Source organism: Microcoleus sp. B6-A1 (assembly GCF_036705085.1).
Taxonomy (GTDB): Bacteria; Cyanobacteriota; Cyanobacteriia; order Cyanobacteriales; family Microcoleaceae; genus Microcoleus.
Window position 1 is genome coordinate 12,380 of sequence record NZ_JAUBTU010000020.1, and the last position, 12,954, is coordinate 25,333.

General features: G+C 47.6%; 11 protein-coding genes. 5 read left to right on the forward strand and 6 right to left on the reverse strand.

Annotation, left to right across the window (positions count from 1 at the left end; all coding sequences use genetic code 11):
* Positions 1-204: 204 nt before the first annotated feature.
* Positions 205-906, reverse strand: a complete 702-nt coding sequence (locus QUB11_RS09580; protein ID WP_333206874.1) for a DUF4079 domain-containing protein — start codon at positions 904-906, stop codon at positions 205-207.
* Between the two features lie 738 nt (positions 907-1,644).
* On the opposite strand from QUB11_RS09580, the gene QUB11_RS09585 reads away from it, so the two are divergent.
* Positions 1,645-1,878: a winged helix-turn-helix domain-containing protein gene (locus tag QUB11_RS09585; protein WP_333206879.1), complete on the forward strand. Its 234-nt coding sequence runs from the start codon at positions 1,645-1,647 to the stop codon at positions 1,876-1,878.
* 93 nt (positions 1,879-1,971) lie between these two features.
* Here QUB11_RS09585 and QUB11_RS09590 read toward each other — a convergent pair whose 3' ends face one another.
* Both QUB11_RS09590 and QUB11_RS09595 read right to left on the reverse strand, forming a co-directional pair.
* Positions 1,972-2,391, reverse strand: a complete 420-nt coding sequence (locus QUB11_RS09590; protein ID WP_333206875.1) for a DUF6335 family protein — start codon at positions 2,389-2,391, stop codon at positions 1,972-1,974.
* A gap of 239 nt (positions 2,392-2,630) precedes the next feature.
* A complete protein-coding gene (locus tag QUB11_RS09595; protein WP_190740439.1) occupies positions 2,631-2,837 on the reverse strand; it encodes a hypothetical protein in 207 nt (68 codons plus the stop codon).
* A gap of 165 nt (positions 2,838-3,002) precedes the next feature.
* On the opposite strand from QUB11_RS09595, the gene QUB11_RS09600 reads away from it, so the two are divergent.
* Positions 3,003-3,416, forward strand: a complete 414-nt coding sequence (locus QUB11_RS09600) for a peptide chain release factor 1 (protein ID WP_333206876.1) — start codon at positions 3,003-3,005, stop codon at positions 3,414-3,416.
* A gap of 240 nt (positions 3,417-3,656) precedes the next feature.
* Here the strand turns inward: QUB11_RS09600 and QUB11_RS09605 are convergent, their stop codons facing one another.
* The 3 genes from QUB11_RS09605 to infC all read right to left on the reverse strand — a co-directional run bounded on the left by QUB11_RS09605 (position 3,657) and on the right by infC (position 7,992).
* The gene (locus QUB11_RS09605) at positions 3,657-4,133 is read right to left on the reverse strand and encodes a Crp/Fnr family transcriptional regulator (RefSeq protein WP_333042796.1); all 477 of its coding nucleotides are present in this window, start codon (positions 4,131-4,133) and stop codon (positions 3,657-3,659) included.
* Positions 4,134-4,303: 170 nt separating this feature from the next.
* The gene (locus QUB11_RS09610) at positions 4,304-7,348 is read right to left on the reverse strand and encodes a HEAT repeat domain-containing protein (RefSeq protein ID WP_333206877.1); all 3,045 of its coding nucleotides are present in this window, start codon (positions 7,346-7,348) and stop codon (positions 4,304-4,306) included.
* Positions 7,349-7,455: 107 nt separating this feature from the next.
* A complete protein-coding gene (gene infC / locus QUB11_RS09615) occupies positions 7,456-7,992 on the reverse strand; it encodes a translation initiation factor IF-3 (RefSeq protein ID WP_006635262.1) in 537 nt (178 codons plus the stop codon).
* 418 nt (positions 7,993-8,410) lie between these two features.
* On the opposite strand from infC, the gene QUB11_RS09620 reads away from it, so the two are divergent.
* From QUB11_RS09620 to QUB11_RS09630, 3 genes are all read left to right on the forward strand, one after another.
* Entirely contained in the window at positions 8,411-9,433 is a 1,023-nt protein-coding gene (locus QUB11_RS09620) for an alpha/beta fold hydrolase (protein ID WP_333206878.1), read from the forward strand.
* 635 nt (positions 9,434-10,068) lie between these two features.
* Positions 10,069-10,575, forward strand: a complete 507-nt coding sequence (locus QUB11_RS09625) for a hypothetical protein (RefSeq protein ID WP_333203813.1) — start codon at positions 10,069-10,071, stop codon at positions 10,573-10,575.
* Positions 10,576-11,017: 442 nt separating this feature from the next.
* Positions 11,018-12,805: an N-acetylmuramoyl-L-alanine amidase gene (locus QUB11_RS09630; RefSeq protein ID WP_333203815.1), complete on the forward strand. Its 1,788-nt coding sequence runs from the start codon at positions 11,018-11,020 to the stop codon at positions 12,803-12,805.
* Positions 12,806-12,954 lie beyond the last annotated feature (149 nt).

Here is a 12,954-nt window from a genome sequence, read left to right on the forward strand (position 1 = left end):
CAAGAACAGGCAAGATGCCTGTTCCACAATACATCACATCTCAAGAACAGGCAAGATGCCTGTTCCACAATACATCACATCTCAAGAACAGGCAAGATGCCTGTTCCACAATACATCAAATTGCTTGTGGGGAGTAGGGGTTGGGCGTCCCGCCATTCTAATTTCTACTAATTTTAGACTTGAATATCGAAGTAATGCGATCGCTCACGGTTTTGGGCAGGTCTTATTGGTGAAATCACAGGTATAAATATAGGGTTTCTGCCAGTTTAGAGGAATTTCTAATAAATCCCTGGTTCCGGTCATTCCCTGTCCCAGAAAGAGCAACACAGCGATCGAGTTCAAGATGACATGGATAGTGCGCCAGCGATTTGAACGGTCTTTGTAAATGTCTTCAATGATGGCAAGGGAAAAAACCATAATTAGCGCAGCGGCGATGCCAATGTAGTAGTGAGACCAATACCATTCATTGGTTCGCCGATAAACGCCATCCTGAGTGCCAAGAATCACCAAACCCGTACCTGTTAGGGTCGCAAATATGCCGCGCCATAAAGCGGGTGTCGCTCGATATAGCATGACCAAAGAACCCACAGTTGCAACAAACATCAGCACAATGAAAATGACCTGAAACGAGTTTTTGCTCCAAACATCCTTGCTCAAAATATGCTCAAAAATCGGGTAGGCTAGACCCACCAACGTCACTCCTACCACAGAACCTGACAGAATTCGACCTGCTTTGACGTGTTCTGAACCGACTACAGGTGGAATTTTGCTCTTGGTGTCGATCGCAATTTGCTTCCGACGCTGCATGGTTTGCCACCCCATATTGAGAACAATACCAAGCATAGGAAAAACAATCGCTACAGCTAAAATAGGATGCAGCAAAGCCAGAAAATCTTTAAATTCCATATATCACCTTTTTGTTGAAGAGGGTTGGCTTCATCGCTTCATCGGGAGCATCTCAATGAAAGCAGCCAATCTAGAAATTGGAGTTAGGAGCCAGGAGTCAGGAGTCAGGAGGAAAGAGGAAGAAGGAAGCACGAAGAAGAAGTCTTTTTACAAATATGAGATGCTCCCGGCTTCATCAACCCGGTTTTTGCGATACATAATATCATACCCGGTGATCTAAGCACAGTAAGTTTGTACTCAGGACTAATAATGATTATTCACCCCCATATAGAGGGCTAAAGTCCTGACTACAAACACGCTTTATGAGGGGTAATTCACCGGAGATGTTGAGCAATAAGAAGATATAGCAATCCTAAATCATTTGTGAATTTCTTACTCCCTCCCCAAGGCATCGGGGAGGGTTGGGGTGGGGTAAAAATTTTACGATTCATTTAGGATTGCTATATAGCAGTTGTCAGTTGGGTGAGCTACAGGTTTCTCAATTACGCAATCGAGCAATTACAATTACCTTGTTCTCAGGGAAATGAAAACTGCTGGCGGTCATGTCAGTGCCGGTTAGCCACTAATTCCCTGCATCACTTTGAGCCTATATGTTACTAGGCTTTCAGTATTGAATAACTCCTAGCGACAGTCAAAGCCCCTCTCCACCCAACTCAAGCAAATGACCCGGATAATTTACAATTTTAAGACCTAATTTGGAACGGTTTAACCCTTGAAGTTTAGGGAGGTCGTCAACTAATTGAACTCACTGCCAAAGAGTTTGATTTGTTAGAATTTATACAGCAAAATTTCCGTCAAATGATAACCCGCGACCTAATTATAGAAAAATTCTGGGGTAACAATAATATGGGCGAGTCACATATTATTGAAGTGTATATTCGTGCGTTACGGATTAAATTAGAAGCAAGTAACTCCAAACGCCTGCTGCCTAGTGTTCGGGGAGCTGGATATGTGCTTCGAGAGCAAAAGTGATGAGGGGCGGATTTACAAATACTTGGCAGATAAAGTATGAATACTGGTGAACCCGCTCCTATTATACTACCTATTTTTTGGTGAAAAATCTACCTATAAATCCGGTCGTTCCTGATAATCTTCCGCAGAACTAGGGTCTAATTCCCACCGACTTTCATCTCGATGTTCAAGCATATCTGTTGTGTGCAAAATAGCCCCATCCGCCATCTCTATGCCCGCAGCGGCTCCGAGTTCGTCAACCATATCCAGGTCGGGAGTAGGCGCGGTTCCGCCCACCGATTGCTCGCCCGTAGCACTTTCTTGTTCTGCAGCCGGATCGCCATCCTCGCCGCCGATTTGGGAAGTGGAAGAGTATTCCGAACTGCTGTCCTGCAGAGTTGTTATGTCGTCTGGGCTCACTCCCGGTTGATCAATGACGCCGGTACCGTAAGATTCGGTAATTTGTTGAGGCAATTCGCCCACATTATCGCGTTCTGTAGTTGTTTTTGGGTTGCGTTTCTTTTGCTGTGCCACAATACTTGCTCCTGTTTCTTTTTGAACTCAATTAAATTTAAAATGTCCCAATTTGGCTTTAAATGAATTGTTTTTAGTAATTGTAGATGGATATAATTAAGTCATATAATAATTCCTAATTTAAGTTTTTAGCTTCTATCCCAGGAAATATATGGATTTTAATCGGCTATTTCATTGGGAATACAAAAAGCGATCGCCCTTTTGCAACGGGCGATCACTTTTTAATGGGGATGTTAATTCTATTCGGGAAAATCAGGAATTATCCATTTGGGGGGTTCCGTCCGTTTCCTTCTCACCGCTTCCTCTGCTATTTCTAGCATTTTATCCAGAGAAGTATTTTCAATAAAGTTGGACGTTGCTTCTGCGTATTCCCGCTTCGGGCACTTGTCGCCCAGAACGCAGCCATTGACGCAAGCTACAGCACAATCGACAGTGTTCTCCACCATAACTTTTTTCCTTTCACGGTTCCAACAACTAATAGGCAGGTACTCTGGGTGAATTTGTCAAGAGACTGCTCTATATCTTTATTTTACTTCACAAATTGTCATCAAAGGTCGATCGCCAGGGCAAAACTGTTATAAAATCAAAGCAACCTACCTAATCTGCCGATCGTGAGTAATTTTCTGCGGCGCTTAAAACTTTTACCTTGGCGAGAAATGCTGCAAATTGCCGCCCTCGTCAACTGCATCGTGGTTGGATTGGAGTTATTTTTAGCCTGGGGTTTCACGCAATCGCGGCCAATCCGCAACGTCGTGACGCTTCTTTACGGCTCATCCCTCGGAACATTGATACCTTTCGCTGCTGCTGTGGGAATGGGAGCTTTAGCAGTGTACTTTTTAGAGTATTGGCAACAACAATTTTTGCTCAACCGAATTAGTTTGTGGGTTTTAGTTTTCTGCGTGCTCTTGGGTTTGGTGTTAAAGTCATTCCTACCCATCCCTCCTTTATTAGCAAGTTTATCGGAAACTGCACTAATCGGAGTTACGGTGGGAGTTTTTTGGAAGGGCCGGCCTTATTGGCGATAGTAATGCCATTTTAAATTTTAAATTTTAGATTTTAGATTTTAGATTTTAGATTTTAGATTGGCTATGACTGATGAATATTCTGGTTTGGGGGTTGTCTATAGTTACATTTTTTTGTGAATCTAGTATAAGGTGCCAATAGCGGACACTAGCCAGAAAAATTGTGCGCTATTGGCACCTTACAGAAGATAAATTGTGCAGAATTACCGATCGACTAAAAACACAATTCTCAATTCCCCAATTTCATCGCATTTCAGGAACTCTCACAGTCTCTGTAGGAGGCATAATTGCCTCTTTAGCATTCAACTTTTGATTCAACTCCCGAATCCGGCGCGACAGCAAACGAATAATATTCACCGCAATTCCCGGCGTTTCATCAATCGCATCGTATAGCTGCATTTGAGTCAGCATCAAACACTCGGATTGTTCGACAGTAGAAATAGAAGCCGATCGAGGTTCTGCATCAAACAGCGACATTTCCCCGAAACAAGCCCCCGCTTTCAACTGTGCCAAATCCCGATCGCCTATATGCACGCGCACCGTTCCCGATACCAAAATATAGAGAGACCGCCCTTCTTGTCCTTCCGTAAAAATCCTGTGCTTGGAAGGAAACGAAAGTTCATCCATTACCGATGCTAGACGCACGAGAAAATCATCCCGCAGTTCCTTAAAAATCGGAACCTCCCTCACAAACAATAGGCGTTCGACGCTTGTTAACATAATGAGATGCAGTGATTAATTTAAACTTAAACAAAGGAAGAGGAAGAGGCATTGGGCATTGGGCATTGGGCATTGGGCATTGGGCATTGGGCATTGGGCATAGTTTCTTTTTGTTCCCTCTTCCTTCTTCCCTCTTCCTTCTTCCTTCTTCCTTCTTCCTTCTTCCTTCTTTACCTTTTCCCCCCAGCACCCAACTCTGCCATCATTTCTTCAACTTGAGCGGATACCAAATTATCGGGGTCATTTTGCAGCCTGGGCAACAATTCGACCAAAGCCCGGGGCGAGGCTATTTTCAAATAGGCTAACACTGCTTCGCGGACAAAACCCGTCGGGTGTTGCAGACAGACGAGAGTTTGTTGAGCCGTAAGACTCCAGCGCGCTTCCCTCGCCAAGTGAAAGCAGCAGGCCAAAGCCCAATCCGAAAGGAAGTGGCGCAATTCTAGCAAGCGGCGCAAACGATCGCTAGGCGCTAGAGGTTTGTAAACCATCAATTCCGAGAGGTTGCTCAATTTTTCTCTTTCCGAGTGTTGATCTAACAAATTGATGAGCGATCGCTTCCTAGCTATATCCACAGTATTGTCGAGAATTTCCAATCCCCTAGCAACCAAAGAAGGTTGGCCAGAAGCGATGTTGAAAGCAGCGGCTTGTACCGTGTCCAACGGATAAAGAAACTTCATCAGCAAAAAACACCGCTCCCTAGCATCAGCTTCCAACCCCGCCAGAGCCCGCTGCAACAATTGAGCCGTATCGTTCCCAGGTGCCCAGGTGCTGTTGGCTTCCCGATCCGAGAAATTGCCGTAGCTCGTTACCCCAGACAAATCTACCAGACCTGCATAAATTTGACCGATAAACATTAACTCCTGTTCGATAAGAGTTTCCAAGCCGCTACGGCCGATGCGGTCTAGAACCCCTTCTATCCCCGCTTCCGAAGGCATTTTCAACAGGATGCGGAGGATATTGCGCCTCGTCGTTCCCCAAGCCGTCATCAAATTGCTCACCAAAATGTCGATCGCCTCCACAGTTCCAATTTGACCCAGAGCCGTCCAAGCTTGCAACCTGACCAAATCCGACTTGTGGATGTCCTCAGCCAAATACACGAGCAAAGGAATCGCGTCGTTGTGAAGTTTGACTATAGCCTGCAAAGCCGCTTCCCTAGTCGATTTGTAACCAAGTCCGCGTAGCAGCGAAGGATAATATTCTTCTGAATGAGTAGACGAAATCACGTCTAACAGAGCGCAGCGCACTCGCAGAGATTCATCTTGCAACAGATTGGGGATATGCAGCCGCAGTCCTTGCAAATAATCAGCTTCTCCCAGAGCCCGCGTCCCCATAACACGTTCCCGCTCTTGCTTGTGTGTCAGCATTTGCCGCAGCGTATTAGTAGCCTCTGCCTTTTGCTGGCGATCGCCCCTTCTCATAATTAAAGCAGCCGCCGTACCCCGCACCACCGGATCGACCGTCGGCTGCAAGTACGGCCGCAAGCTCTCAATATTCGGTTCAGCTTCCGTCAGCCAGATGTAGCGCAAAGCCAAAGCCAGCACCTCCGGCGGCAAGGATTGCTGCGAGAGTGCGCGGACAGATTCTAAATAAGCGGGGTTCGGGTGTTGTAGCATCGTTTCCAAGCTCTGGCGCTGCAAACCAGGGGACAGCGAATCGAGGATGGGAGCGAGAACTTCTCCGACATTTTTGGGGTCAATTTGCGTCAGGAGTTCTATGCAAGAGCGCTTTTCATCTTCGCCCCCCGGCTTTTGTAGAGTTTCCACCACTGCGCGCTTGAGAGCTTTGAGGTCAACGTCTGTGACGCCCAAGCGCCCCCGCTCCGCACTTTTGACCAACAAACCCACGTATTGAGAGCGGATCAACCATACGACAAACACCCACAACAGCGCCAATATGACGATCGCGCCAATAAATATCAAGCTTTGCTGGTCGTGAAATACATTTTCGTCTTGCTGAGGGAGTATCTTGCCTGTCACCCACAGCATAATCAGGATGCCTACTCCTGTAGCTCCGCAGGACAAAGGTTCGCCCACACCGTTGACCAAAGTTTGAATTCCCGATCGAATATTGTCGGGAATCGGTTGAAATAAAACCGGGCTAACGGTTTCCAAAAGCGTGTAGTGGAGCAGTTCGTCTAAAAATCTCAGCAATATCAGGCCGATGAACACAGATACTAGCTGGCCCAGAGATGCTCCTATGGTCAGCACCCCGAGTATAGCGATGCCTGCCGGCAAAATCATCGCCGTCACGAATACACCGATTCTTTCCACCAACCGACTCGAAGCGAACCACTGAGTCGCCACTTGAAACAGGCCTTGTATGCCTTCATAAATGCCCAGGAAGCTAGCGATCCAGCTAGCTCCGTCCCCCGGGTTTTGGTATTCTAGCTGGCTGTAGAATTGGAAATCTACCAGCACGTAGACGACTTCTGCGAGGATGAAGAAACTGACTAGAGGTACGGCGTATTTTTGCAGCGGGCCTGTAACTTTGCGGGCGGTAAATTCTTCTTGGTCGTCGTCTTCGTCGTCATCCGTCCAGTGAGCCGTTTCCGGGAATGCTTGGCTGTATTTTTCCGTGAGGTAGTACAGCAACACCGAGCCTGTCGCCACCATCAACCCCGATATCAGGGTAACGTTTTTGAGTCCGACTACGTACAGCAAAACAGGCAGAGAAAATCCGCTGACTACTCCAGCTACTAGATAGCCGCTACTGACTAGCGGATAGGTGCGCTTGATTTCTCTAATATTAAACAGTTGGTTGGAAGTGATAGAAGTGTTGAGGTCATTGAGGACATAGCAAGCTTCCACCCACAGCCACATCAAAAAAATAGTAATAAAAGCGATGCTGATGCCAGCTATCTTAGTATTTTCGTAGCCAATTCCGAATCGAAACAAAAATAGCGGTACCGACATCATGCCCAGAACCACTACGACGGTGCGCCTCAGCGGCAGGATTTTTTGCAGCCACGAGTAGACAAATCCCAAGCCAGAACCGATAAAGGCGCTGGCTATGTAGATAAAAGGCATTTTGTCGGCACCGTACTCGTCTAAAAACAGACCTACTGTGCTGAGTTCCAGCCAGATCAGCCCGACGGAGGTTAGAGTGTAGACGAGGAACATCAGTAAGGTTCGCTCTACTTCTTCTGATCGCAGGTTGAGCGATCGTAGCACTCCTTGTCTTACTCCCGCCGAACCGCTGATTTGAAAATTTTCCATGCAGCGTTGATTTCCCTGTGTGGTAGCTTATTCCTGACTAACTTCCGAAGTCATCAGCTATCAGTCACCAGTTTATGACTGATGACTGCTCACTAATGACTATCTATTTATACTTTTTTCGGCGACAGCAGCATCATCATACTGCGTCCTTCTTTTTTCGGCGCTTGCTGCACTTCTGCGATTTCCTGCAAATCTGTGGCCATGCGCTTAAGCAAGTCCTCTGCTAGGTTGCTGTGTTGGATTTCCCGACCTCTGAACATGATCGTGGCTTTTACTTTGTCCCCAGATTTGATAAAGCGGTCTGCTAGTTTGAGGCGCACTTGGTAGTCGTGTTCTTCAATTTTGTAGCGCATCTTCACTTCTTTAACATCGGCAGTGTGCTGCTTCCGCTTTGCTTCTCGCGCTTTCTTTTCCTGCTCGAATTTGTACTTCCCATAGTCCATTACCCGGCATACGGGCGGGTCAGCTTTGTCGCTGACAAGTACGAGATCCAGTTCTTTTTCTTCTGCCAGGCGCAGCGCTTCTGCAGGCGTCAATATCCCTAGTTGCGCGCCGTCGGTATCGATTACCCGGATTTTGGGGTATCGAATATTTTCGTTGATCTGGGGTAGGTTGCGATTTTGTCTTCTTTCAATCACAGGCATGAATGGTTTTACAAGCAGTAGTTTAATAGCGAAGCTTTTTGATAGTTACAGGTTTGATCGGTCAATTTTTCACGATTGACGATCAAACTGTTTTATAAGGTGTTACCCTTACCGGACGTACTACCGCGCCCTGTGTCCCCTGCGCTAAAGCCTTGGGGAATATTTGGACTGATCGTAAATGAATTCTTACAATACTTGCTATTCTACTCACTCTGGCTGAGTTTCTGCCTAGTTTTATTTTAACTTCACACACGATCGCCCGCCCCCTTGCCCGATCGATGACAAAACCGTCAAAAATTCAGGGTAAAAGCTTAAGGATGAGGTAAAACCGCTTTTCCTAGCCCATCTCGCCCGGTCTGGCAACTCCCCCAAGTCGCCTGATTTGCCTTGTAGAATAGGTATAAGCAAGTGTAAATTTATGTTGCGATCTGAGGCAAAATTGACAAATTCTCTGCTGTGGCACCAACGGGTGGGAACTCAACGAGACTGGATGTGGCGGGGTTGGCAAACTCGCTACACTTATTTGCGGCCCGATGGGGGACGAAATCAAGGCGCGCTGGAATTTCAAGATTCTGCGGCCGAACCAATTGCCGCGCGCGCATCGGGAACGCCGATTATTTTACTGCACGGGTTTGGAGCTTCGATCGGTCACTGGCGACAAAATCTCGCCCAACTAGCCGAAAACCAAACGGTTTACGCCTTGGATTTGTTAGGGTTTGGCGCTTCCCAAAAAGCTCCGATCGACTACTCTGTGTCTCTGTGGGTCGATCAAGTTTATGATTTTTGGCTAACTTTTATCAGAGAGCCAGTAATATTGGCAGGAAACTCGATCGGCTCGCTAATTTGTCTGGCCGTAGCGGCGGCTCACCCGGACATGGTGGCCGGCACGGTAATGATTAGCCTCCCAGACCCCTCTGTGCGAGCCGAGGCGGTGCCTGGATGGCTGCTTCCGGCGATCGAAGCGGTTGAAAGTTTGTTTGTTTCTCCGATCGTACTCAGGCCTCTGTTTTATTTTGCCCGCAAGCCTTCCTTTGTCCGCCGCTGGGTTGGCTTTGCCTACTCCAACCCCGAAGCTGTTACCGACGAATTAGTGGAAATTCTAGCAGGGCCCGCAGGCGATCGGGGAGCCGCCCGCGCCTTCTGCGCTTTATTTAAAGCTGTAGGCAGTTCAAAATTTTGCCCCAGTGTCAAGATTGTGATGCGAAATTTAACAATCCCCATGCTGTTAATTTGGGGCAAACAAGACCGGATGATTCCCCCTCGGTTCGCCCGACCCCACCAATTTGTCGAATGCAATCCCAATTATGTAGAGCTAGTTGAATTAGACAATGCCGGCCACTGTCCCCAAGATGAATGCCCGGAACAAGTAAATCAAGCAATTTTGAACTGGATGAGCCGGAATTTTGCACCTAGGGGCGAGAGCGAATTGCAGCACTGTTGATTAGACATGGGGCAGTGGATTACTAGGGGAAAAAAATAACTTGCAGGTATCGATCCCGCTCAAAAATAAATTTGCTAGAACTCGATCGCACCGGTGGTATTGTATAGCAGATGTTGAAAGCTCTAGGGGCGAAGCAAAGCGGGTAAAAAGAAGTCCTGCAAGAAGGCGCAATCGACCGCTTAGGTTTCAAAAATTAAGAACGTCCTCACCGTCAGGGCAGTTGCTATAGTACAAAACTTCCCTATCTTGAGAGTCAGTCGATTTGATCTTCGAGATTGACTCCCCAGCGGCTATCTACAGGCTTGAGCTAACCTAAACCACTTGTTTGCTGTGGACGACTCCTGCAGGAAAGTAAGTCTCCGTCTTTCTGTGAAGTCATGTATCTACGGTTATTGATTGCCATTTTTTTAGAAGGTTAATCGATTTTAGATTTTAGATTTTAGATTTTAGAATTGAAGCATTGACCCCACGGATCAATTCGAGGGCTTCTTTATCGGATACAGGTTTTTTATTTCTGGGTCCTGAGTCTGCGAAGGAATGAATCCGAGGGCTTGTATCCTGGATGCTTTCGGTCAGAGATTGACACAATCACCAAGATAGTGTATCTTCTCTAACTGGTAGTACACATCCAAGTTATGCAGTTAGTCGAAAGGCAAGTCATTAAACCAAATCACAGGTTTTACCCAGAAGCCGATCGATTGTCTTTGCTGTCCCACAAACTTTACAACTGCGATAACTACTATATCTACGGTCAAAACTTTTTCTCTGGCCAACCAACCAATGCTCTGGCTGTCGATCGTGCACTCAAAAAGAGCCTAAAACACAAAGCATTGCCGGCCCAAGTAACACACAAAACTCTCCCGTTACTGCTGAAAACATGGACTAGCTATCATAATGTTAAATTGGCGGGCGCGATCGCGATCGCCCCACTAAGTGTCAAGCAGCACCGAAAACCACTGATTAAAAAAATCCAGAAAAAAAGAGAGCAGGGGCGATATGTAGTTGTATTTAACTGTCAATCTCTTAGCAAAAAAGTAGCAAAAAAGCTTTTCCAAAAGAATATGTCAGTTGGTCAGGGACTAACATTTGGTGACCTTGAAAAGTTACCTAAATCTTGGAAATCCGGATTGTTGTCGAGGTAAGTTGTTAAGTTATTGAGGTAGTTTAGGAAAAGTTAGAACAAAACGCAAGTGTAAAGCGGATTATAACCCTGGCCGTAACGAGCTTCGCCAACATTAAAGAGCTATGAAACCCCTCCCTGGAAGAACGGTAAAATTCTACCTTCTAACTTGTACCTTCTAACTTCAAGAAACACCTTGTTTCTTGCTCCTAAAAATAAATACCTTCCCTTGTGCCAACAATCTTTCAGTCTGCTTATAACCGATCGCCCCCAATTATACGGGAAAGTTCAAAAATGCCGGGATCTGGCATTTTGGAGCCTATTAACGCATAAAAAAGTCAATTTAGCCAACAACTGAGGGCTCCCGTGTCCCCGGTCTGCTGGCGGCTAACTGCTGAAAGCCTCTGAGGGCAAGCAGCGCCCTTCCAGCTTTTGGCAGTAACGCAAACGAGGAAAAAACTGTCGTGAAATTCCACTGGCTACTACCGAGTTTCTTAAGTGTATTTTTGCTCGCCGGAGCCGCCGAAGCAGCTAGACTGCAATCTTGGCGGTTTGATGCTTCAGAGAACCGGCTTTACATTACAACAGACGGGGGAGTACAACCCAAGGCTCAACTGATTTTCAACCCGATGCGGTTGGTAATCGACTTGCCGGGGACGAGTCTGGGTCGTCCCTCGGTCAGCAGACCGCTCTCAGGGGCGATCGAATCGGTGCGGGTAGGGCAGTTTGACAACGATACGACCAGAATTGTGGTCGAGATCAGAGACGGGTTTACTATAGACCCCGAGCAAGTAAAATTCCGGGGTATTTCTCCGAGCGAGTGGACAGTGGATTTGCCAACGCCGGTGCGGGGAGGAACTCAAAATCCGATTTCAGAGCCAGGGGGAGAAAGGTTATCGGTTGAACCTTCAGCATCCCAAGCCCAGTCTGGCGAGGCGACTGTAGTTCAGAACGTTCAGGTGACGGCGGACGGTTTTTTAGTCCGCACTGCGGGCGGTCGCCCCCAAATTAATTTTGAACAAAGTCGGGCTGGGGACATCGCCACCCTCGATATTGAAGGAGCGAGTTTAGCGCCGGGCCTAAGCAGCCAACAGCCTCAAACGAACGGTAAGCACGGGGTTGACAAGATTGAAGTCCGGCAACTGCCAACAGACCCGCCCGTTACCCGCGTGACTTTGCGGATGAAGAGTCCTAATACTCAGTGGCGAGCGTCTGTGAGCAATTTGGGCGGGGTTGTGCTATTGCCTGGAAGTGTAAGACAGCCCTCGGTTCCCCGCAGCCTGACTGTAGCTCCTCCGGCGAGACAATCTCAAGGAAATTTAGCGAGAGTTCAGTCAATTGATTTAGCCAGTAACGGCACGCAACTGGTGGTGAGAACTGACCGCCAAGTCTCCTATACCAGCGGGTGGGATCAGGGGTCGAGAGCTTACTGGATTAGGATCGCCTCTAGTGTCCTGACCGGCGAAATTCCTCAGCTCGATGCCAACAGTCCTGTATCGTTTAGTGCCAGCCAAGAAGATGCGGAGACTGTGGTGGTTTGGGTGCAGCCACGATCGGGGGTAGAGGTAGGCAGGGTGACGAGACCCAACCCGCAGTTGCTGTCTTTGCAGTTGCGATCGAATGCTAGCGCGCAGCCTTTGACTCGCACTCCCAATTTGCAGCCTTTGCCGAGAAGGACTTTCGGCACCGATGAGTTGCCCCAAGCTTCAAACCGCCGCGCCGTAGTAGTGATCGATCCTGGTCACGGTGGCCGCGATCCGGGGGCAGTCGGGATTCAGGGCATTCAGGAAAAGGAGATTGTTTTGGATATCTCGCTTCAGGTGGCGAGGCTGCTGGAACAACAGGGGGTGCAGGCGGTGATGACTCGGACTGACGACAGGGAAATCGACCTGGAACCCCGAGTTTCTTTGGCGGAACGGGTGAATGCTAGTTTGTTTGTCAGCATTCACGCTAATGCGATTAATATGAGTCGGCCCGATATCAGTGGGATTGAGACTTATTATTTCAATAACGGCCAAGATTTGGCGAGGGTGATTCACGCCAGTATTTTGGAGGGGACGGGGGCGAGTGACCGCCGAGTGCGGCAGGCGCGATTTTATGTTTTGAGGAAGACTTCTATGCCTTCTGTTTTGCTGGAGGTGGGTTTTGTGACGGGTGCTGATGATGCTGCTAGGCTGTCTGACCCAGCTTACCGCAGTCAAATGGCGGCTTCGATCGCTCGCGGCATTTTGTTTTATCTTCAACAAAGATAATGGGCAGTGGGCAGTTGACTGTTGACTGTTGACTGTTGATTAATGTTATTGGTTATCTGTTATTAGCCACTGCAAACGATTAACAAATGACAACTGACAACTGCCAACTGCCAACTGCCAACTGCCAACTGCCAACTGCCAACAGACAA

Bases quoted from the DNA above. Each gene is read 5' to 3' on its own strand.
- QUB11_RS09580 (WP_333206874.1), bottom strand. From the start codon at position 906: ATGGAATTTAAAGATTTTCTGGCTTTGCTGCATCCTATTTTAGCTGTA.
- QUB11_RS09595 (WP_190740439.1), bottom strand. From the start codon at position 2,837: ATGGTGGAGAACACTGTCGATTGTGCTGTAGCTTGCGTCAATGGCTGC.
- QUB11_RS09605 (WP_333042796.1), bottom strand. From the start codon at position 4,133: ATGTTAACAAGCGTCGAACGCCTATTGTTTGTGAGGGAGGTTCCGATT.
- QUB11_RS09610 (WP_333206877.1), bottom strand. From the start codon at position 7,348: ATGGAAAATTTTCAAATCAGCGGTTCGGCGGGAGTAAGACAAGGAGTG.
- infC (WP_006635262.1), bottom strand. From the start codon at position 7,992: ATGCCTGTGATTGAAAGAAGACAAAATCGCAACCTACCCCAGATCAAC.
- QUB11_RS09620 (WP_333206878.1), top strand. From the start codon at position 8,411: ATGTTGCGATCTGAGGCAAAATTGACAAATTCTCTGCTGTGGCACCAA.
- QUB11_RS09625 (WP_333203813.1), top strand. From the start codon at position 10,069: ATGCAGTTAGTCGAAAGGCAAGTCATTAAACCAAATCACAGGTTTTAC.